Source organism: Arthrobacter sp. MDT1-48-3 (assembly GCF_054511015.1).
In genome coordinates, this window is the sequence record NZ_JBTNDL010000005.1 from 131,588 (window position 1) to 151,204 (window position 19,617).

Annotated in this window: 21 protein-coding genes; 7 read left to right on the top strand and 14 right to left on the bottom strand. The window is 69.3% G+C overall.

Going from position 1 to position 19,617, the window contains the following annotated elements; all coding sequences use genetic code 11:
* Nucleotides 1-11: 11 nt before the first annotated feature.
* The 4 genes from ACX80L_RS12635 to ACX80L_RS12650 form a co-directional block, all read right to left on the bottom strand.
* Nucleotides 12-497 (bottom strand): hypothetical protein, encoded by a 486-nt coding sequence (locus tag ACX80L_RS12635; protein WP_459290046.1) that lies wholly within the window; start codon nucleotides 495-497, stop codon nucleotides 12-14.
* Between the two features lie 235 nt (nucleotides 498-732).
* Complete coding sequence (locus ACX80L_RS12640; protein ID WP_432206152.1) at nucleotides 733-1,578, bottom strand: NAD-dependent protein deacetylase; 846 nt, start codon at nucleotides 1,576-1,578, stop codon at nucleotides 733-735.
* A 110-nt stretch (nucleotides 1,579-1,688) separates the two neighbouring features.
* Nucleotides 1,689-2,153, bottom strand: a complete 465-nt coding sequence (locus tag ACX80L_RS12645; protein WP_459290048.1) for a redoxin domain-containing protein — start codon at nucleotides 2,151-2,153, stop codon at nucleotides 1,689-1,691.
* Between the two features lie 2 nt (nucleotides 2,154-2,155).
* Complete coding sequence (locus ACX80L_RS12650; protein WP_133080676.1) at nucleotides 2,156-2,575, bottom strand: DUF3052 family protein; 420 nt, start codon at nucleotides 2,573-2,575, stop codon at nucleotides 2,156-2,158.
* Nucleotides 2,576-2,930: 355 nt separating this feature from the next.
* Here ACX80L_RS12650 and aceE point away from each other — a divergent pair, with 355 nt between their 5' ends.
* From aceE to fabF, 6 genes are all read left to right on the top strand, one after another.
* Entirely contained in the window at nucleotides 2,931-5,684 is a 2,754-nt protein-coding gene (gene aceE, locus ACX80L_RS12655) for a pyruvate dehydrogenase (acetyl-transferring), homodimeric type (RefSeq protein ID WP_133080677.1), read from the top strand.
* A 122-nt stretch (nucleotides 5,685-5,806) separates the two neighbouring features.
* A complete protein-coding gene (locus ACX80L_RS12660) occupies nucleotides 5,807-7,135 on the top strand; it encodes a PucR family transcriptional regulator (protein WP_459290051.1) in 1,329 nt (442 codons plus the stop codon).
* A 78-nt stretch (nucleotides 7,136-7,213) separates the two neighbouring features.
* Complete coding sequence (locus tag ACX80L_RS12665) at nucleotides 7,214-8,179, top strand: ACP S-malonyltransferase (protein WP_459290053.1); 966 nt, start codon at nucleotides 7,214-7,216, stop codon at nucleotides 8,177-8,179.
* Entirely contained in the window at nucleotides 8,176-9,237 is a 1,062-nt protein-coding gene (locus ACX80L_RS12670; RefSeq protein WP_459290055.1) for a beta-ketoacyl-ACP synthase III, read from the top strand. The genes ACX80L_RS12665 and ACX80L_RS12670 overlap by 4 nt, the downstream gene beginning before the upstream one ends.
* A 76-nt stretch (nucleotides 9,238-9,313) precedes the next feature.
* Entirely contained in the window at nucleotides 9,314-9,559 is a 246-nt protein-coding gene (locus ACX80L_RS12675) for an acyl carrier protein (protein WP_133080681.1), read from the top strand.
* Nucleotides 9,560-9,671: 112 nt separating this feature from the next.
* Nucleotides 9,672-10,907, top strand: a complete 1,236-nt coding sequence (gene fabF, locus ACX80L_RS12680) for a beta-ketoacyl-ACP synthase II (protein ID WP_133080682.1) — start codon at nucleotides 9,672-9,674, stop codon at nucleotides 10,905-10,907.
* A 127-nt stretch (nucleotides 10,908-11,034) separates the two neighbouring features.
* Here the strand turns inward: fabF and ACX80L_RS12685 are convergent, their stop codons facing one another.
* The 6 genes from ACX80L_RS12685 to ACX80L_RS12710 all read right to left on the bottom strand — a co-directional run bounded on the left by ACX80L_RS12685 (nucleotide 11,035) and on the right by ACX80L_RS12710 (nucleotide 16,503).
* The gene (locus tag ACX80L_RS12685) at nucleotides 11,035-11,538 is read right to left on the bottom strand and encodes a DUF3145 domain-containing protein (RefSeq protein ID WP_133080683.1); all 504 of its coding nucleotides are present in this window, start codon (nucleotides 11,536-11,538) and stop codon (nucleotides 11,035-11,037) included.
* Nucleotides 11,539-11,751: 213 nt separating this feature from the next.
* Nucleotides 11,752-12,684 carry a tyrosine recombinase XerC gene (locus ACX80L_RS12690; RefSeq protein ID WP_459290058.1) on the bottom strand — a complete coding sequence of 311 codons (933 nt, stop codon included), beginning with the start codon at nucleotides 12,682-12,684 and terminating at the stop codon, nucleotides 11,752-11,754.
* Between the two features lie 30 nt (nucleotides 12,685-12,714).
* The gene (locus tag ACX80L_RS12695; RefSeq protein WP_459290060.1) at nucleotides 12,715-13,320 is read right to left on the bottom strand and encodes a methylated-DNA--[protein]-cysteine S-methyltransferase; all 606 of its coding nucleotides are present in this window, start codon (nucleotides 13,318-13,320) and stop codon (nucleotides 12,715-12,717) included.
* Entirely contained in the window at nucleotides 13,317-14,606 is a 1,290-nt protein-coding gene (gene dprA, locus ACX80L_RS12700) for a DNA-processing protein DprA (protein WP_459290062.1), read from the bottom strand. Before dprA ends, ACX80L_RS12695 begins: the two co-directional genes overlap by 4 nt.
* Nucleotides 14,603-16,138: a YifB family Mg chelatase-like AAA ATPase gene (locus tag ACX80L_RS12705; protein ID WP_459290064.1), complete on the bottom strand. Its 1,536-nt coding sequence runs from the start codon at nucleotides 16,136-16,138 to the stop codon at nucleotides 14,603-14,605. The genes dprA and ACX80L_RS12705 overlap by 4 nt, the downstream gene beginning before the upstream one ends.
* The gene (locus tag ACX80L_RS12710; protein ID WP_459290066.1) at nucleotides 16,138-16,503 is read right to left on the bottom strand and encodes a YraN family protein; all 366 of its coding nucleotides are present in this window, start codon (nucleotides 16,501-16,503) and stop codon (nucleotides 16,138-16,140) included. Before ACX80L_RS12710 ends, ACX80L_RS12705 begins: the two co-directional genes overlap by 1 nt.
* 190 nt (nucleotides 16,504-16,693) lie before the next feature.
* Here ACX80L_RS12710 and ACX80L_RS12715 point away from each other — a divergent pair, with 190 nt between their 5' ends.
* Nucleotides 16,694-16,987: a hypothetical protein gene (locus ACX80L_RS12715; protein WP_459290068.1), complete on the top strand. Its 294-nt coding sequence runs from the start codon at nucleotides 16,694-16,696 to the stop codon at nucleotides 16,985-16,987.
* A gap of 16 nt (nucleotides 16,988-17,003) precedes the next feature.
* On the opposite strand, the gene ACX80L_RS12720 is transcribed toward ACX80L_RS12715, so the two are convergent.
* The 4 genes from ACX80L_RS12720 to lepB (ACX80L_RS12735) all read right to left on the bottom strand — a co-directional run bounded on the left by ACX80L_RS12720 (nucleotide 17,004) and on the right by lepB (ACX80L_RS12735) (nucleotide 19,603).
* Nucleotides 17,004-17,327 carry a DUF2469 domain-containing protein gene (locus ACX80L_RS12720; RefSeq protein ID WP_087075985.1) on the bottom strand — a complete coding sequence of 108 codons (324 nt, stop codon included), beginning with the start codon at nucleotides 17,325-17,327 and terminating at the stop codon, nucleotides 17,004-17,006.
* A 7-nt stretch (nucleotides 17,328-17,334) separates the two neighbouring features.
* Nucleotides 17,335-18,075, bottom strand: coding sequence for a ribonuclease HII (locus ACX80L_RS12725; RefSeq protein ID WP_459290070.1), 741 nt, complete (start codon nucleotides 18,073-18,075; stop codon nucleotides 17,335-17,337).
* Nucleotides 18,072-18,914 carry a signal peptidase I gene (gene lepB, locus ACX80L_RS12730; protein ID WP_459290072.1) on the bottom strand — a complete coding sequence of 281 codons (843 nt, stop codon included), beginning with the start codon at nucleotides 18,912-18,914 and terminating at the stop codon, nucleotides 18,072-18,074. The genes ACX80L_RS12725 and lepB (ACX80L_RS12730) overlap by 4 nt, the downstream gene beginning before the upstream one ends.
* 83 nt (nucleotides 18,915-18,997) lie before the next feature.
* Entirely contained in the window at nucleotides 18,998-19,603 is a 606-nt protein-coding gene (gene lepB / locus ACX80L_RS12735) for a signal peptidase I (RefSeq protein ID WP_459290074.1), read from the bottom strand.
* Nucleotides 19,604-19,617 lie beyond the last annotated feature (14 nt).

Sequence of the window (19,617 nt, forward strand, 5' to 3'; positions counted from 1 at the left end):
GACCGCACGGACTACTGCCGCGCCTCCATGACCCCCACGGGCTTCCCGTCCGAGAAGGTGACCACGTACTCCTGACCCATGATCGTGACGGTGCACTGAAGCGCTCCGATGGTGCGGCAGTCATCACCGGGGCCGGGCGGGGTGCCGGGCTCCTCGAAGATCGGCTCGAGGAGCTCGGGGTCGATGCCCGGCGGCGTCGGCTCGTGGAAGGGCACGGACCCGGGCGGGAGGCACGTGTACGGGTCCGCCGGGTCGGTCCACCATGCCCCGGCGTCGGTGACAGGGCACTGCGGGTACGGCGGGAGGGGCAGCAGTTCCGGCGCGAGGTCGCCGCCCATCCCGCTCCCGGTCGCGCCGGGGGGAGTGCTCGGACCGGAAGCCGGCGAGGGGGCGACGGCGGTGTCCCCGGCAACGGGCTCCTGCACGTCCCCCGCCGGGACGGCGCTGCTGCCGGCAGACACGTCGGTGACCTTCGACAGCGTCGGAGTGGTGTCCACCACAGCCACCGCGTGTTCGTCCGACGCCTGTCCGCCCTGGTCGAGTGCGAGAGGGACGACGGCGACCGCTGCCGCCGTGCCGAAAGCGATGAGAAGAGACCTGGTTGAAGAACGGATTATTTCACCCCACGTGAGAGACCTATGAGATGAACCTATGGCGATAGAGGGAGCAGAGCGACAGTAATCAATACTCGCTTTCGGACCGGACTACCTGTATGAACCGGGTAGAAACCACCTACTGCGGAGGAAGGTCCGGGAGAAGCTCGGCAAGATAGGTGAGCGCCTCCGAGACGCCGGTCTCGATCTTCAGCGAGGCGAACTCGTCCCCGCGTGTCCATCCTCGGTTGATGATGACGACGGGCTTGCCCGCTTTGAAGGCGTGCCGCACGAACCGCAACCCGCTCATGACCGTCAGGGAGGAGCCGGCCACCAGGAGCGCCCCCGCAGCGTCCACCATGGCGTAGGCCTCGGCGACGCGGGCCTTCGGCACGTTCTCGCCGAAATAGACGAAGTCGGGTTTCAGCATGCCCCCGCAGACCGGGCACGGCGCCATCTGAAAGTCCCCGGTGTCGTCGACGTCCGCATCGGCATCCGGCGCGACGTCCCCGGCGTCGGACGCGCGCTCGAGGTAGCCCGGGTTCAGGTCCTCGAGGATCTCGGCGATGCGCGATCTCGGGAAGACCGATGCACACTGCAGGCACACCACGCGGTCGAAGGTGCCGTGCAGGTCGATCACGTTCACACTGCCCGCCGACGAGTGCAGCTTGTCCACGTTCTGCGTGATCAGTCCGGTCAGCAGCCCACGCTGCTCCAACGTCGCGACGGCGGCATGGCCGGCGTTCGGATCGGCACGGCGCAGGTGGCGCCAACCCACATGGTTCCGAGCCCAGTAGCGCCGGCGCAGCGCTTCGTCGCCCACGAACTGCTGGTAGGTCATGGGATTCCGCGGCACGGACTGCGGACCCCGGTAGTCCGGGATGCCGGAGTCGGTGCTCAGACCCGCACCCGTCAGCACAGCGAGCCGGAGACCCGCGAGGACGGCGACGGCCTGATCGAGGAGCTCCCGGTCCTCGGGCCCCAGCGCAGCGAGGCCGGACGCCGGGGTGTCGCTCACGAAGCCGGTGAGGCCGAGCCGCGGGTTGGACTCGGGCCCGGGAAGATCCCGTTCGCGCCGACCGTCCTCCGCTCGGGTCACAGTGCAGCTTCGACGGAACCCACTGCCCGTGCGTAGTCGGCGATCGGCCTGCCCTGGCCGTGCGGGGAGGACACCACGGCGCGCACCGTCCCGGAACCGTCCAGGACGTAACTGACCCGCTCCGCGTAACCGTGGACCTCGTCGAACGCGTCGAAGGCCCGGGTCACGGAACCGTGCGGCCAGAAGTCCGCCAGGAGGTCGAAGGAGATGTCGTTCGCATCCGCGAAGGCGCGCAGCGTGTACTTGTGGTCGACGGACACGGCGACGAGCGAGACACCCGCGGCGTCGAACAGTTCGAGGTTGTCCCGGAGCTGGCCGAGTTCGTCCGTGCACACGCGGGAGAAGGCGAAGGGGAAGAACACCACCACCGATCCTCCGACCAGAGATGTGTTCGCTACGGTCTCGCCGAACTGGTTCGCCAGGGCGAACGAAGGGGCTACCGACCCCACCTCGAGCGGCAAGGCTACTGCTTCCGCCGGCTGACGAGCCGGGTCGCGGCCCATTCCTTGGAGACGCCGGCCGACGACGTCGAGTGGAGTCCGGCGGTCGGTGCCGATTCCTGGACGTCGGCGGGCGCCACGTAGCCCGGGCGACCGGACTTGGGGGTGAGGAGCCAGACGACGCCGCCGGCACCGAGCGAGGTCAACGCGTCGACAAGGGCGTCGACGAGATCCCCGTCACCGCTGCGCCACCACAGGATCACGCCGTCGACGACGTCCTGGTCGTCCTCCGTGAGCAGTTCGGACCCGACGCCGTCCTCCAGGGCCTCCCGGAAGTCGAAGTCGACGTCGTCGTCGTAACCGAGCTCCTGAACAAGGTCTCCATCCTTGAAACCCAACTTGCCTGCCACGTCGACCGCAGTGGCGGCTTCAGCCTCGCTCACTTAGCTCCTCCTGGAAAGACGGGACTGTCGCCTGACGCGCCCCCGTGTAGATATGCATGGCTACCAGCCAACACCTTTATACGCCAAGCATCAAGCCGATGCGGTGATTTGGCGCCCGGCGGCGGACCGGTCCCGGACATACGGCCGGAGCAGGACCGGAGGCACGCCCTCGGCGTAATCTGTCCCGCCGCCCCGATCCCGCTACGCATCGGCGGCATGGCGGCGATAGAGTGAATCGGTATATGGCCGCGGCGCTAACGCCCATCGGCCGAGCATGCATCTCTGCGCGGGCCCACGAGTCGTGCGCAGGCATAAAGCGACACAGACAAGATCTGTGGAAGTGGAGAGATATCGCGTGGCTGCAGAACAAGGTACGGCGGATATTCTGAGCGGTCTGACCGTCGGCAAGCCCGATGGGGATCCCGAGGAGACCGCGGAGTGGATCGAATCCCTCGATGAGCTGATTCGCACCCAGGGCACCGAGCGCGCGCAGTACATCATGCGTTCGCTCCTCCAGCGTGCCGGTGCACAGTCCGTGGGCGTGCCCATGGTCACCACGACGGACTACGTCAACACGATCCCGGCGGACCAGGAACCGGAGTTCCCGGGCGACGAGGAGATCGAGCGGAAGTACCGCGCATGGATGCGCTGGAACGCCGCGGTCATGGTCCACCGCGCGCAGCGCCCGGAGATCGGGGTCGGTGGCCACATCTCGACCTACGCCGGCGCGGCGACGCTCTACGAGGTGGGCTTCAACCACTTCTTCAAGGGCAAGGACCACCCCAGCGGAGGCGACCAGGTCTTCTTCCAGGGGCACGCCTCCCCCGGGATGTACGCCCGCGCCTACCTCGAGGGGCGCCTCACGGAGGCGGACCTCGACGGGTTCCGCCAGGAGAAGTCCAAGGAGGGCAATGCACTGTCCTCCTACCCGCATCCCCGCCTGATGCCGGACTTCTGGGAGTTCCCCACGGTCTCGATGGGCATCGGCCCCATGAATGCGATCTACCAGGCGCAGGCCAACCGCTACCTGCACAACCGTGGCCTGAAGGACACCTCCGGGCAGCAGGTCTGGGCGTTCCTCGGTGACGGTGAGATGGACGAGCCCGAATCGCGCGGCCTGCTCCAGCTCGCGGCGAACGAGAAGCTGGACAACCTGAACTTCGTCATCAACTGCAACCTGCAGCGCCTGGACGGGCCGGTGCGCGGCAACGGCAAGATCATGCAGGAACTCGAGGCGTTCTTCCGCGGCGCGGGCTGGAACGTCATCAAGGTCGTCTGGGGGCGCGAGTGGGACTCGCTGCTCGAGAAGGACAAGGACGGCGCGCTGGTGGACATTATGAACCAGACCCCGGACGGCGACTACCAGACGTACAAGGCCGAGTCCGGCGGATTCGTCCGGGACCACTTCTTCGGGAAGTCACCCGAGACCAAGGCCATGGTCGAGGACCTCTCGGATGCCGAGATCTGGAACCTCAAGCGCGGCGGGCACGACTACCGCAAGGTCTTCGCGGCGTACAAGGCGGCCACGGAGTTCAAGGGCAAGCCGACCGTCATCCTCGCGAAGACCGTCAAGGGCTACGGCCTTGGCCCGCACTTCGAGGGCCGCAACGCGACCCACCAGATGAAGAAGCTGACCAACGCCGACCTCAAGGCGTTCCGCGACCACCTGCGCATCCCGGTCACCGACGAGCAGATCGACGACGACCTCTACAACGCGCCGTACTACCACCCGGGCGCGGATTCCCCGGAGATCAAGTACCTGCTGGAGCGCCGCCGCGAACTCGGCGGCTTCGTGCCGGAGCGCCGCACCAAGCATGCCGAGGTCGTCCTGCCGGGCGACAAGGCGTACGAGATGGGAAAGCGTGGATCCGGCAAGCAGCAGGCCGCCACCACGATGGCGTTCGTGCGCATCCTGAAGGACCTCATGCGGGACAAGGAGTTCGGCAAGCGCATCGCGCCGATCATCCCCGACGAGGCACGCACCTTCGGCATGGACTCGTTCTTCCCCACGGCGAAGATCTACAACCCCAACGGGCAGAACTACCTCTCCGTGGACCGCGACCTGGTCCTGGCGTACAAGGAGTCCGTCGAGGGTCAGATCCTCCATGCAGGCATCAACGAGGCCGGTTCGATGGCCGCCTTCACGGCGACGGGCACGGCCTACGCCACGCAGGGGGAGCCGCTGATCCCGATCTACGTCTTCTACTCGATGTTCGGGTTCCAGCGCACCGGGGACTCCATCTGGGCCGCCGCGGACCAGATGGCGCGCGGCTTCATCATCGGGGCCACCGCCGGGCGCACCACCCTGACCGGTGAGGGCCTGCAGCACGCCGACGGGCACTCACCGATCCTGGCCTCCACCAACCCGGCCGTGGTGACCTACGATCCGGCGTTCGGCTACGAGATCGGGCACATCCTCCGCGACGGTCTGAACCGGATGTACGGGGACATCGGCGACAAGCCCGAGTCCTTCCGCAACGTCATGTACTACATCACCGTGTACAACGAGCCGTTCGTGCAGCCCGCCGAGCCCGAGGAGCTGGACGTCGAGGGCCTGCTCAAGGGCATCTACCTGCTCAAGCCCGCGAAGGTCGACGGGCCCCGCACGCAGCTGCTCGCCTCCGGCGTCGCTGTGCCGTGGGCGCTCGAGGCACAGAAGATCCTCGCGAAGGACTGGGGCGTCTCCGCGGACGTCTGGTCCGTGACGTCCTGGAACGAACTGCGCCGCGACGGCCTCGACGCCGAGGAGGAAGCCTTCCTCAACCCCGGAGCCGACGCGCGCAAGCCGTTCGTCACGCAGCAGCTCGAGGGAGCCACGGGCCCGATCGTCGCGGTCTCGGACTTCATGAAGGCCGTCCCGGACCAGATCCGCCAGTTCCTGCCCAACGAGTTCGCGACCCTCGGAGCCGACGGCTTCGGGTTCTCCGACACACGCGCGGCAGCACGACGGTTCTTCAAGATCGACAGCCACTCCGTCGTCGTCCGCGCCCTGGAGATGCTCGCCCGCCGTGGCGAGGTCGACGCGAACGCGCCGAAGGAAGCCATCGAGAAGTACCGCCTGCTCGACGTCAACGCCGGAACCACCGGCAACGCCGGCGGCGAATCCTGACCCCACCCGCCCGGTAGGGGGGGGCGACGGCGGAAGCAGCATCAGCGCTGCTCCCGCCGTCGCCCTTTTTGTAGCCTCCCCACAAATGGAAGCGCGCAGCACCGAGACCGTATGCTCGGAGGATGCCGCAGCCCGCAGAAGCCCCGACCGGTGCCGGAAGCGCACCCGGAGCGACGAACGCAGGGATCGCTCCCCCGGACCCCGCCACCGTCGAGAAGCTGCGCGCGACGATCGGGTCGCTGTCCACCGCGACCCTGAAGCAGCTCGACGCCGACCTGCCCTGGTACCGCGGACTCCGCCCCGACGAACGGTCCGCGCTCGGCATGGTGGCCCAGAAGGGCATTGCGTCCTTCGTCAACTGGTACCAGAAGCCCGTCTCCCCGGCATGGGTGCTGAGCGACGTCTTCGGCACCGCACCCACCGAACTCACGCGGTCCATCAGCCTGCAGAAGGCCCTCCAGCTCATCCGCGTGGTGGTGCAGGTGGTCGAGGACCATGTGCCGTTCCTCGCCCCCGCCGCGGACCAGGGTCCGCTGCGGGAAGCCGTCCTGCGGTACTCGCGCGAGGTGGCGTTCGCGGCAGCGGATGTCTACGCCCGCGCGGCGGAGACCCGCGGATCGTGGGACACGCGCCTCGAAGCACTCGTGGTCGATGCGATCCTCCGCGGGGAGAGCTCCGACGCCCTCCGCTCGCGCATCGCCGCGGTCGGCTGGAAATCCCAGGCGCGCATCACCGTCATGGTCGGCAGCGCCCCGCAGGAACCGAACGTCGGATTCCTCAACGAACTCCGCCGCGTCACCGGACGCCTCGCCGAGGACGTCCTGGTCGGCATCCAGGGCGAGCGGCTCATCCTCGTCCTGGGCGGCGTGCGGGATGCCGCGAAGGCCTACCCGCGCATCAGCGAGCTCTTCGGGGAGGGCGCCGTCGTGTTCGGGCCGGAGGCGGAATCGCTCGTCGCGGCCAGCAGTTCCGCACAGGCCGCCTTCGCGGGACTCACGGCCGCGCGCGCCTGGCCGGCAGCACCGCGCCCCGTCTCCTCCGAGGACTTGTGGCCCGAACGGGTAATGTCCGGCGACGACACGGCCCGCCGGGCTCTCGTGCGCACCATCTACCGGCCGCTCCTCGCCGCCGCCAACGGCCTCGAGCCGACACTCTCCGCCTACCTGACCCTCGGGCACTCACTGGAGGCGACCTCGCGGTCGCTCTTCGTGCACGCGAACACCGTGCGGTACCGCCTCCGGCGCGTCTGCGACGTCACTGGCTGGGACCCGCTCATCCCCCGCGAGGCCTACGTCCTGCAGACCGCCCTGGTGGTCGGACGCCTGTCGACGATGCCCTCCGCCTCTGCCGCCGGCACCGGGGGTGCGGGCGCGGGCAACGGTCGGACGCCCCGCGTCGCGGCGTCCGAGAGGGGCGCTCCCGCGACGGCAGGGAAGACAGCCGCCTTGTAGACTTCCTACAACGAGGCGCAGCCAGCTTGGTTCAGCCGAACACCCGATAATGCTCCGCCGATTTGGAAAGCTGGAAGAGTGCTTGCAATCGCCTGCCCCGGACAGGGCTCACAGACCCCGGGCTTCCTGAGCCCCTGGCTCGACCTACCGGGAGTACGGGAGCACCTCGAACAGCTCAGTGACCGTGCCGGTACCGACCTGGTGAAGCACGGCACCGTCTCCGACGAGGAGACCATCAAGGACACAGCCGTCGCCCAGCCGCTCATCGTCGCCGCGGGCCTCGTGACGGCGCGGCTCCTCCTCGAAGGCCACACGCTGACCGCAGCCACGGTCGTGGCGGGTCACTCGGTGGGTGAGCTGACGGCGTCCGCGGTCGCGGGCGCACTCACCGAGGACGACGCCGTCGCCTTCGTACGGGTCCGCGCCAACGCCATGGCGTCAGCCGCCGCCACCACGCCGACCGGCATGAGCGCCGTCCTCGGTGGCGACCCGGACGAGGTTGCCGCCCGCCTCGCGGAACTGGGCCTCACGGCCGCGAACGCCAACGGCGGCGGCCAGGTGGTCGCTGCAGGAACGCTGGAGCAGCTCGCCGCCCTCACGGCCGATCCACCGGCGAAGGCCCGCGTCATCGCCCTCAAGGTGGCCGGAGCATTCCACACCATCCACATGGCTCCCGCCGTCACGGCGCTCGAGGAGCTGAGGACGTCGCTGGCGCCGACGGATCCGGTGGCCACCCTGATGTCGAACCATGACGGCCTGCCCGTCGCCTCCGGCGAGGGCAACCTCGACAGCCTGATCGCGCAGGTGTCGCGTCCCGTCCGCTGGGACCTGTGCATGGACACCATGCAGGGCATGGGCGTCACCGGACTGGTCGAACTCTCACCCGCCGGGACGCTCACGGGCCTCGCCCGGCGCGGAATGCGCGGTACGGCCACGCTCGCCGTAAAATCGCCCGAGGACCTGGACGCCGCCCGCGGCTTCATCCTGGAGCACTCGCGGACCACGGACCTCGATCCGTCCCTTACCCCCGAAGGACCTCAGTGAGCATCACCGCCCTCCAGCAAGCCCCCCTCCGCGAACACACGCGCATCCTCGGCGTCGGCGCCTATCGACCCGAGATCATCGTCACCAACGACGACGTGTGCCAGTGGATCGACTCCTCCGACGAGTGGATCCGGCAGCGGACAGGCATCGTCACGCGCCACCGTGCACCGCGCGACGTGAGCGTCATCGACATGGCGGAAGCAGCGTCGAGGGAGGCCCTCGTCGCTGCGGGCATCGACGCGTCCCAGCTCAACGCCGTCCTGGTCTCGACCGTGACCCACCCCCACGCCACACCGTCCGCCGCCGCACAGCTCACCGACCGCCTCGGCGCGACGCCGGCCCCGGCCTACGACATCTCGGCGGCCTGCGCGGGCTACTGCTACGGCATAGCCCAGGCCGACGCACTGGTCCACGCCGGCACGGCGGAGTACGTCCTGGTGGTCGGCGTCGAGAAGCTCTCCGACTTCATCGACAACTCCGACCGCACCATCTCCTTCCTCCTCGGCGACGGCGCGGGCGCCGTGGTCGTCGGTCCCGGTGACGCCGCGGGTATCGGGCCGTCCGTATGGGGCTCCGACGGCAGCAAGCACGAGGCCATCCGCATGACCCGCCCGCTCACCGACATCCGCGACTACGCGATCGGCGCGGTCGCCTCCGACACCGAGCGGGAGCAGGATGTCGATGCAGGTCGGGAGAGTCTCTGGCCGACGATGCGCCAGGACGGGCCGACGGTCTTCCGCTGGGCCGTCTGGGAGATGGCGAAGGTCGCGCAGCGGGCGCTCGACGCGGCAGGTATCTCCGCCGAGGATCTCGCCGCGTTCCTCCCCCATCAGGCCAACATCCGTATCATCGATGAGATGGTGAAGCAGCTGAAGCTCCCCGAGCACGTCTACGTGGCCCGGGACATCGTGGATGCCGGCAACACCTCGGCAGCCTCCATCCCGCTGGCGATGCACCGCACGCTCAAGGAGCAGCCGTCCCTCAGCGGCAAACTCGCCCTGCAGATCGGTTTCGGCGCGGGCCTCGTCTTCGGAGCCCAGGTAGTGGTGCTCCCCTAGTTTTCAAGCCCAGACCGCGACTGCGCGGTTTGACCATCCCCGCCGGTGCACCGGCAAGAACAGAAAAGGAGCCACCATGGCTAACAACGAAGAAATCCTGGCCGGCCTGGCCGAGATCGTCAACGAAGAGACGGGCCTCGCCCCCGAGTCCGTCGAGATGGACAAGTCCTTCACCGACGACCTCGACATCGACTCGATCTCGATGATGACCATCGTCGTCAACGCCGAAGAGAAGTTCGGCGTCCGCATCCCCGACGAAGAGGTCAAGAACCTCAAGACCGTCGGTGACGCCGTCAACTTCATCTCGGGCGCACAGGCCTAGTTCCTGCATTCCCGGCGCTGCGGCCGCTCCCGGTGTTCCCGCCGTGGGCGGCCGTAGTCGTCATCCTCCCGCCCCGGTCCTGCCGGCGCACTCCAGCTTCGAAAGAGTGACCATGCCACGCAAAGTCGTCATCACCGGACTCGGTGCAACCACCCCCATCGGCGGAGACGTCCCGACCATGTGGGCCAACTCCCTCAAGGGAGTCTCGGGCGCCCGGACCATCGAGGCCGACTGGGTCCAGAAGTACGAACTGCCCGTGACCTTCGCCGCTCAGATCGCCACTCCGGCCTCGGAGGTCCTCTCGCGCGTGGAGGCCAAGCGCATGGATCCCTCGACGCAGTTCGCCGTCGTGGCCTCGCGCGAGGCATGGCGGGACTCCGGCATCGAGGACGTGGACAAGGACCGCCTGGCGGTGGCTTTCGCCACCGGCATCGGCGGGGTCTGGACCCTCCTGGACGCCTGGGACACTCTCCGGGAGAAGGGCCCCCGGCGCGTGCTGCCCATGACGGTGCCGATGCTGATGCCCAACGGCCCCGCTGCCGCTGTGAGCCTCGACCTCGGAGCGCGGGCAGGAGCCCATACTCCGGTGTCCGCCTGCGCCTCCGGAACCGAGGCCCTGCACCAGGGACTCGAACTGATCCGGTCGGGCAAGGCCGACGTCGTCGTCTGCGGCGGCGCCGAGGCCGCCATCCACCCGATGCCCATCGCGGCCTTCGCCTCCATGCACGCGCTGTCGCGCCGGAACGACGAGCCCGAGCTCGCCTCGCGTCCGTACGACACGAACCGCGACGGGTTCGTCATGGGAGAGGGCGCCGGTGCCCTGGTCATCGAGGCCGAGGAGCACGCGCTCGCCCGCGGAGCCCGCATCTACGCCGAGCTCGGCGGCACGTCCGTCACCGCCGACGCGTACCACATCACGGCGCCGGACCCCGAGGGACTTGGTGCGACCCGTGCCCTGAAGGCTGCGCTGTTCGATGCCCGCGCCCAGGCCGAGGACGTCGTCCACGTGAACGCCCACGCGACGTCGACCCCGGTGGGCGACAAGCCGGAGTACACCGCGCTGAAGGCGGCCCTGGGGTCCCATGTGGACCACGTGGCCGTGTCGGCGACCAAGTCCCAGACCGGTCACCTGCTCGGAGCATCGGGCGCCGTCGAGGCGGTGATGACCGTGCTGGCCATCCACGAACGGAAGGCCCCGGTGACGATCAACCTCGACGACCAGGACCCGGAGATCCCGCTGGACGTCGTCACGACCGCCCGGGACCTGCCGTCGGGCGACATCGTGGCGCTGAGCAATTCCTTCGGATTTGGCGGCCACAATGCGGTCATCGTGCTCCGCAGCGTCTGACCGCCCCGATCGGGCACACAGGAAAGGCGCCACCCTCGCGGGTGGCGCCTTTCCTGTGTGCTGAGCTGCTCGATCGGAACCTGCTATGGGCGGTCCCGATCAGGGCTGGCGTTCTGCGCGGTGGGAGTCAGCCGACCTGGTGCAGCCAGCGCACGGGGGCGCCTTCGGCTGCGTGCCGGAAGGGCTCCAGTTCCTCGTCCCAGGACTCCCCGAGCGCGAGGGAGAGTTCGTGGTAGACGGCGGCGGGATCGCCGGCGCCTGCCTCGTAGGCGTAGCGGATGCGGTCCTCGGTCACCATGATGTTGCCGTGGACGTCGGTCGTGGCGTGGAAGATCCCGAGCTCGGGGGTGTGCGACCAACGGCCACCATCAGCTCCGGGGCTCTGTTCCTCGGTGACCTCGTAGCGCAGGTGGGCCCAGCCCCGCAGTGCCGACGCGAGCTGCGCGCCGGAGCCCTGTAGGCCGACCCAGGAGAGCTCGGCGCGAAGCATTCCGGGCGCGGCAGGTTGCGCTGTCCACTCCATGTCGATGCGCTTGTCCAGCACGGAGCCGATGGCCCATTCGACATGAGGGCACAACGCGGTAGGGGCAGAGTGCACGTACAAGACACCGCGCGCCATCACAACAGACATTCCATCCTCCATAGCTGTAGGTACGTCTTCCCCAACGACCTTCAGAGGCTGATGAAACTGCTTCGGATGTGCCAGAACTTCCCGAGACCCACCCACACATATCATGCAGGTTCGATTGAACTACTGCTCATTGTGCCCGAGATAGGTGAATTTCGCCACTGTGGCGACCCTCTGTGGGCCACGCGACGTCACCCTGGCATGCCCGGGAGCCGCTCAGGCACGGGGGTGGGCCTGCTCGTAGCTGCGCCGGAGGCGATCCACCGAGACGTGGGTGTAGAGCTGGGTGGTGGCGAGGCTGGAGTGGCCGAGGATCTCCTGCACCGCCCGGAGATCCGCCCCGCCGTCGAGCAGGTGGGTTGCCGCGCTGTGGCGCAGGGCGTGGGGACCACGAGCCGGCGTGTCGCCCAGGGCCTCGAGGGCGTCCCTCACCTGGGTGCGGACCGTGCGCTGGTCGATGCGCCCGCCGCGGCGGCCGAGGAACAGGGCCGGCCCGCTGCGCTCCGAGACCCAGCGGGGCCGCCCGCGGCGGAGCCAGTCGTCGATGGCATGCGCCGCCGGCACCCCGTACGGGACAGTGCGTTCCTTCGAGCCCTTGCCCAGGACGAGCAGCGTGCGGCGCTCCATGTCGACGTCGTCGATGTCGAGGCCGACCAGCTCACCGACGCGGACGCCGGTCGCGTACAGCAGTTCGAGCATCGCCCGCCGCTGGAGCTCGTAGGGGTCGCCCTGCCTCGCGCTCTCGTCGAGACCCTCGAGAAGAGTGGCGGCCTGCGGCTGGTTGAGGACGGCCGGCAGGCTGCTCGTCCTCTTGGGGGCCCGGAGGCGCAGCGCCGGGTTGGCAGGGACCAGCTCCTCGCGCACGGCCCAGTCCATAAAGGTGCGTACCGTCGATGCGCGTCGTGCGACCGTCGCACGGGACAGGCCGGCCTCGTTCAGTGCGCCGAGCCACGCCCGGAAGTGCCGGAGTTCGAGCTGATCCAACGACGCCGCACCGGCGCGAGACGCATGCGAGAGGAAGAGCGCAATGTCCTTCTCATACGCCCGCACGGTGTGCGCGGAGCGGTTGCGTTCCCTGAGGAGGTAGTCCACGAAGGCCTGAAGGGCGGCGTCGACGTCGGGGTGCAGCCCGTTACTGCCTCGTGTCATGGCCACCTCCCCTACCAGTATCCACGCTCCTCACCACTGCAAGGGCAGCCCGCAGGACACGATCTTCTCCAGCTCGAGGAGAGTGGTCTTGGCCTCGGGGCCTGCGGCGTACCCCACCACTGATCCGGTGCTGCTGACGACCCGGTGCCCCGGCACGATGATCGAGAGTGGATTGGCCCGGACAGCCGCCCCGATCGCCCGGCCCATGCGCGGATTGCCCAGCTGCTCCGCGATGTCCCGGTAGCTGCGACGTCCCCCGTACGGGATCCGGGCAAGTGCACCCCAGACGCTGAGCTGGAACGGGGTGCCCCGCAGACTGGTCGGGACCTCGAAGACGAGCCGCGACCCGTCGAAGTACTCACCCAGCTCCCGGGCCGCCGTGCCGAGGAGGTCGGCCGTCGCAGCCGGAGGGAACGAGCCGCCCGGAGGGACCACTGCCTGCCGTGCGCCCTCGGGTGTGCCGCCCTGCTCCCCCACCGCCCGTCCGAGGAGCAGGGGGGACGGTGGTGGATGGTGTTCGCCGTGATACACGCCGACGACTGCCGACCGATGAGCGACGACGCGCAGCGGTCCGACGGGTGATGGGAGTTCGACGAAGAACCGTTCCTCCTCGAAGTGCTGATCGATGGTGGTCACAGGAGTTCTCCCTCGTGTCTCGGTGGGTTCGGCCGTTCGGGTGGTCCGGCGCTCCCGGTGTCGGGTGGACCCGCCGGATGCGCGGGTGAGCGTTTCGCACGGTGCCAGCCGTCACCGGTCCGCTGCGCCAGGCCTGCGAGCTCGAGGCGGGCCAGCCCGCTGATGACGTCGCGCGGGGCGAGCCCCGCGACACGCGACAGCTTGTCCACCGTGGTCGCCGACCGGACGGGTAGCCCGTCGAGGAGCAACAGGTCGGGGACGGTCAGGCCGTCCTGGTCCCGTCCCGGAGCGGCCTCCTCCCTGGCTCGATCCCCGAAGGGGACCGCGCCCAGCGGCCCGGCCAGTTCCGCGATGTCGGCTGCATCGGTGACGCAGACGGCGCTTCCGTCCCGGAGCAGCCGATGGCAGCCCGCCGAGTTGGCGGAATGGACAGACCCGGGGACGGCGCCGACGGCCCTGCCGAGCCCGGCCGCGTGATGGGCCGTATTGAGCGCCCCTGACCGCCACCGGGCCTCGACGACCACCGTGACAGCACTGAGGGCCGCGATGAGCCTGTTGCGTTGCAGGAACCGCCACCGCGTGGGTGAACTGCCGGGAGGGACCTCGGAGATCAGCAGCCCCCGGTCCGCGATTCCGCGCTGCAGCTCCTCGTTGCCCGCCGGATAGTACCGGTCGACACCACAGGCGAGGATGGCGAGGGTCGCCGGCCGCTCGTCGACCGCGGACGTCGCGAGGGCTGCCCGATGTGCCTGCGCATCGATGCCGTACGCGCCACCCGACACGATGCAGAAGCCCTGCGTGGTCAACCCGGCGGCGAGGTCCGTCGTCACCGACGAACCGTAGGGCGTGCTGTCCCGCGACCCGACGAGGGCAACCAGTTCGCCGAGGTCGGGAATCGGGTGCCTGCCCCGCACCCACAGGCAGAGCGGAGCAGCGCCCTGCAGGTCGTCCAGCGCTGAGGGCCATTCCTCGGACTCCGGCACGACGAGACGCCCTCCCAGACGGTGCAGGGTCGCCAGATCGCGCTCGGGAGCGAGGTCGCGAAGGCGCGGCGACCAGCGGGCCAGTCCCTCCGGCAGGAGGTCCCGGCGCCCCGCGGGGATGTTGAGGACCCGGCACAGCTCGTCCGTCACCGCCGGTCCCGGGGTGATCTCCCTGCGGGCGATACGCAATGCGTCGACAGGCCCGACGACGGACACCAGCCCCAGGCCGAGGGTGTCGGACGCTTCGAACACCCTCGAGAGCGCTGCCCGGGCCAGAGCGGTCCCGCTGATCGGCGCCGTCACGCCGCACTCTCCTGCAGTCGGAAACCGAGCGCGGTGACGACGTCGTCGGCGTCGGGCCGGAGTCGGCCGGCGAGATCGGATATCGTCCAGGCGACGCGCAGGACCCTGTCCCACCCACGCGCACTGACCAGGTTCCGATCCAGGGCCTTGTCGAGGGAGGCCGTGACGGCGCGTGGCAGGGCGAGCTCACCGCGCAGGACCCTGCCCTGCACCTCCGCGTTCGTCGCGTAGTTCCAGGGGCGCAGCCGCTCACGCTGCGCGTCCCGTGCGGCGGCGACACGGAGGGCGACAGCAGCGGACGCTTCGGCGCTCGCTCCGCCGGCGTAGTCGGCGAGACCGACCCGTTGGACCGCCAACTGCAGGTCGACGCGGTCGAGCAGGGGCCCGGAGAGCCGGTTGAAGTACCGGCGGCGCTGCTGCGCCGTGCAGAGGCAATCGATCCCCTTGCCGCTGGCGAGGCCACAGGGGCAGGGGTTGAGCGCCAGGACGAGTTGGAACCTCGCAGGATACGAAGCTGTCCCCGAGGCCCGGTGCAGGACCAGGCGACCGCTCTCCAGCGGCTCACGCAGAGCCTCGAGCACCCGGCGCTCGTACTCGGGTGCCTCGTCGAGGAACAGGATGCCCCGATGTGCCCTGGACGCCGCACCGGGCCGGGGTATCCCGCTGCCACCGCCGATGATCGAGGCAGGAGTCGCGGTATGGTGCGGGCTCTCGAAGGGCGGCTGCCGGACCAGCGCGGTGCAGTATCGGTCCCCACTCAGGCTGTGGATCGCGGTCACCTCCATCGCGTGATCGTCCTCGAGGTCGGGAAGGATCCCGGGCAGCCGCTCCGCCAGCATCGTCTTTCCGGCTCCGGGCGGTCCGATCATGAGGAGGTGATGGGCGCCCGCTGCGGCGATCTCGAGCGCATACCTCGCCTCGTACTGGCCGGCGATGTCGGACAGGTCGAGCACCGGGGTTCGCTGAGCGGCGTGCGCCGGCAATTTCTGCCGTGTTGCCGGATCGGGTAGTTGCACCTGCGCCGCGTCCGCGCCGAAGGCAAGGGCCACCTCGGCCAGCGTCCGGAAGGAGCGCACCTCCACGGTGGCGACCAGTGCGGCCTCGGCCGCATTCTCCTCGGCGACCACCACCCGGTGGTGTCCAGCCCCCGCGGCGGCCATCACGGCGGGCAGCACGCCGCGGACGGGTCGGAGCTGTCCGTCGAGCCCCAGTTCGGCGAGGAAGACGGTCGAGCCGCAGCTCCTGACGTCACCGGCCGCCGCCAGTGCGGACATGACGATCGCGAGGTCGAAGGCTGACCCGCGTTTGGGCAGCGATGCCGGGATGAGGTTCACGGTGATCTTCCGGCGGCTCAGGGGCACTCCTGCGTTCCGGGCTGCCGCGCGAATGCGGTCCTTGGCCTCGTTGAGGGATGCATCCGGCAGGCCGAGCAGGACGAAGGCCGGCAGGGTCTGCCCGATGTCCGCCTCCACCTCGATGACGTGTCCGTTCATACCGATGAGCGACACGGCGTAGGTCCGTCCGAGCGCCATCAGATGACCGCCCGCACATGCTCGATCCGCGGGGTGCCGGAACCGTCGTCCAGGACGCCCACGGCCTCGATCCGGAAGTCGCTGAACCTCAGGTCGTGGGCCCGGGCCCATCTGGACGCGAGCAGGTACAGCCGCTCGAGCTTGCTCGCCGTGATGGCCTCCAACGGCTGTCCGAAATCGTCGGAGCTGCGCGTCTTCACCTCGACGATCACGAGCGTGGATCCGTCGACGGCGACGAGGTCGATCTCCCCGACCGGGCACCGCCAGTTCCGGTCGACGATCCTCAGGCCCGCCTGCTCCAGGAAGACCGCCGCCGTCTCTTCCCCGCGACGCCCGAGCTGATCCTTTGCCACCATGGCTTCCACCTCCTCCCCCAGCGTCGGGGAAGCGGCGCACGTTCATCGTGGGGGGGAGGGGCTATGTGGACAACGGGTGGTGCCGGGCGCCGGGGAACCGGGAAGAAAGCTGTGGCAGAGGCCCCCCGCCCCTCGTACCGTGGACGGAGAAGCGACGTCGTCCATCCGGCGTCGCCCCGGATGCAGAACGGAGGACACCATGTCAGAGTCGAGCGACATCCTGCCAGGCGGATCCGAGGCGGACCGGCAGGAGCAGGGAGCGCCCGTCCGAGCCGGCGCGGATCGCACCGGGACGGGAACAGGCGGCTCGGAGGCGGACCTCCAGGAACAGGGCATATCAGCCGTGTCGGGTGACGACGTCTCCGGCGGCGCCATCGCCGGTGAGGGCACCGGCGGATCGGAGGCTGACCGGCTCGAACAGGCGGCCGACGTCCCGCTGGACGGCGAGGACGCCTTCCCCCACGGCGGAACGGACGACGACCCGACCGCGTGAGCGGCCGGCACTCCGGTCAGCCCAGCGTGCCGTCCTTGGGCAGCGCGATGTCGTCGGACTTCGACAGCTCCTCGACGTTGACGTCCTTGAACGTGATGACGCGGACGTTCTTGACGAACCGCGCCGAACGGTACACGTCCCACACCCAGGCATCCTGCAGCGTCAGGTCGAAGTAGACCTCGCCATCGGCCGAGCGCGCCTGCAGGTCGACGTTGTTGGCCAGGTAGAACCGGCGCTCGGTCTCCACGACATAGCTGAACAACCCGACGACGTCCCGGTACTCGCGGTAGAGCTGCAGTTCCATGTCGGTTTCGTAGTTCTCAAGATCCTCGGCACTCATTCGACAATCATCCCCCACTTTCGACGCGTGGCATGCCGGGTCCCGCCGAGGTTCCCAGGCGCCACGTCTTCCGGTGATACTCGCTCGCTCCGACGGCGTCGATGGCCGAGCGGTGGCCCTCGGTGGCGTACCCCTTGTTCCCGTCCCAGCCGAACGCCGGATGGTCCCCCGCGAGTGCGACCATCAGGGCGTCGCGCTCCACCTTCGCCAGCACGCTCGCCGCAGCGACGCTCAGGCACTTCAGGTCCGCCTTGATCCTGGTGTGGACGGGCGCCGTGCAACCGACCGACTCGACCGGCGCCGTTCGGCCGTCCGTGTCGAAGAGCGCGCCCTGCGACCGGGCGGACAGCCAGTCGTGGTTGCCGTCGAGGATGACCGCGTCGGGCGTCACGACCTCCGTCACCGTCGCCCAGGCGCGGCTCCCAGCAGCGCGCAGGGCGGCCATCAGGCCGAATGCGTCGATCTCGGCCGCCGTCGCGTGCCCGACGGCGGACGCGACGGACCAGCGGCGGATGCGCGGGACCAGCGCCTCACGCTCCGCGGGCTGGAGCAGCTTGCTGTCGCGGACCCCGCGCAGGCCCGTGGCGGCAGCCAGGTCGACGACGACGATGCCGACGGACACGGGACCGGCCAGCGCTCCCCTGCCCACCTCGTCGCATCCCGCGATGTAACGGTGCCCGTCGACGGCGAAGGACTTCTCGACGCCGAGGTTCGGGGCGCTGGACCGTTTCTTACGGAGGGGGGTCATGGTCCTGCAGGGGTGGGCTGTGCCGCGGGCTCGGGATCGGGGACACCGCCGAACACGTCGGGGTGGTTGCCCAGGAATCCGATGCGGGTCAGCGGCCAGGCGATCACGGCCGCCTTGCCCTCGATGTTCTCGATCGCGACGAAGCCCTCCCCGGGCTTGTCCCGGTTCGCCCGCGAATCGGCGGAGGCGTTGCGGTGGTCACCCATCACCCAGACCTTCCCCTCGGGTACGGCGACGTCGAACGGGAGGTCGGAGGGACTGGCGCCGGGGAAGAGGTAGGGCTCGTCGAGGGGCTCACCGTTGACCGTGAGCCTGCCCTCGGCATCGCAGCAGATGACGTGGTCGCCGGGCAGCCCGATGACGCGCTTCACGAGGTGCTGCTGTGATTCGTCGGGAGCGAGCCCGATGAAGATGAGCGCTTCCTTCAGCCAGCTCACCTGGACCGCGGCCTGGGGCGGCAGCCAACCCTCGGTGTCGCGGAAGACGACGATGTCGCCGCGCTGCAGGTCGAAGGGCTGCGGCACGAGCTGGTTCACGAAGATGCGGTCGTCGATCTCGAGGGTCTCCTCCATGGAGCCCGACGGGATGAAGAACGCACGGAACAGGAACGTCTTGATGAGGAAGGACAGCACGAGCGCGATCACCACGATCGTCGCGATCTCCTTCAGCCACGCGCCGAAACCGTGGTCGGCGTCCTTCTTGCCGCGCTTCGAGGACCTCCCGGTGTCGCCCCCGTCGTCGGCAGCGGTCCCCGGGGCGCTCTCCGTGTCCGGATCGGGTGCATTGGTCGCGGGGGCCTCTGCGCCCGAGGGTGACTTCCTGCGGAAGCTCCGTGCCATGTGCTGGTGTCCTCTGTGGTCGGAATACCCGGCGGCCACCCACCGGAGGAAGTTCTACGAGAGCGCCGGTCCGGCCTCCCGGATCAGCCGGCAGGGCGCTCGATCGGCGCGAACCGGTCAAGGGGCCAGACTAGCTGAAAGGCACGCCCGATGATCCGATCCTCCGCGATCAGCCCGCCTCCCGGCGCGCCGAGGAGGGACCGGGAATCCATCGAGGCCGAACGGTGGTCGCCGAGGAGCCAGACGCGGCCCTCGGGCACCACGACGTCGAACGGGTTCTCACTCGCCGCGTCACCCGGATGGAGGTACGGCTCGTCCAGCCCGTTCCCGTTGACGGTCAGGCGACCGTCCACAGAGCAGCACACCACGTGGTCGCCGCCGACCCCCACGACACGCTTCACGTACACGGTGTCGCTGCCGCTGAGGCCCAGCCACTGCCCTGTCCCGGCGACGATCCGTTCGGGGAGACTGCGTGGATCGGTGATCGGGTCGAAGGACCCCCGGCCGTCGAAGACGACGACGTCGCCGCGCCGCACGCTGCCACGCGTGTCCTCGAACTTGCTGACGAGCACCCGGTCACCCTCGGTGAGCAGCGGTTCCATCGACGCGGACGGGATGAAGTAGACGTCGATGAGGAAGCCGCGAACGAGGCCCGTGAGCAGGGCCGCGACGAGGACGGCGGAGAACACGAAACGCCAGCCCG

Coding starts and splice junctions, on each gene's coding strand:
- ACX80L_RS12660 (WP_459290051.1), top strand. CDS start 5,807: ATGCCGCAGCCCGCAGAAGCCCCGACCGGTGCCGGAAGCGCACCCGGA.
- ACX80L_RS12675 (WP_133080681.1), top strand. CDS start 9,314: ATGGCTAACAACGAAGAAATCCTGGCCGGCCTGGCCGAGATCGTCAAC.
- fabF (WP_133080682.1), top strand. CDS start 9,672: ATGCCACGCAAAGTCGTCATCACCGGACTCGGTGCAACCACCCCCATC.
- ACX80L_RS12685 (WP_133080683.1), bottom strand. CDS start 11,538: ATGTCTGTTGTGATGGCGCGCGGTGTCTTGTACGTGCACTCTGCCCCT.
- ACX80L_RS12690 (WP_459290058.1), bottom strand. CDS start 12,684: ATGACACGAGGCAGTAACGGGCTGCACCCCGACGTCGACGCCGCCCTT.
- ACX80L_RS12705 (WP_459290064.1), bottom strand. CDS start 16,138: ATGGCGCTCGGACGGACCTACGCCGTGTCGCTCATCGGTATGAACGGA.
- ACX80L_RS12715 (WP_459290068.1), top strand. CDS start 16,694: ATGTCAGAGTCGAGCGACATCCTGCCAGGCGGATCCGAGGCGGACCGG.
- ACX80L_RS12720 (WP_087075985.1), bottom strand. CDS start 17,327: ATGAGTGCCGAGGATCTTGAGAACTACGAAACCGACATGGAACTGCAG.
- ACX80L_RS12725 (WP_459290070.1), bottom strand. CDS start 18,075: ATGACCCCCCTCCGTAAGAAACGGTCCAGCGCCCCGAACCTCGGCGTC.
- lepB (WP_459290072.1), bottom strand. CDS start 18,914: ATGGCACGGAGCTTCCGCAGGAAGTCACCCTCGGGCGCAGAGGCCCCC.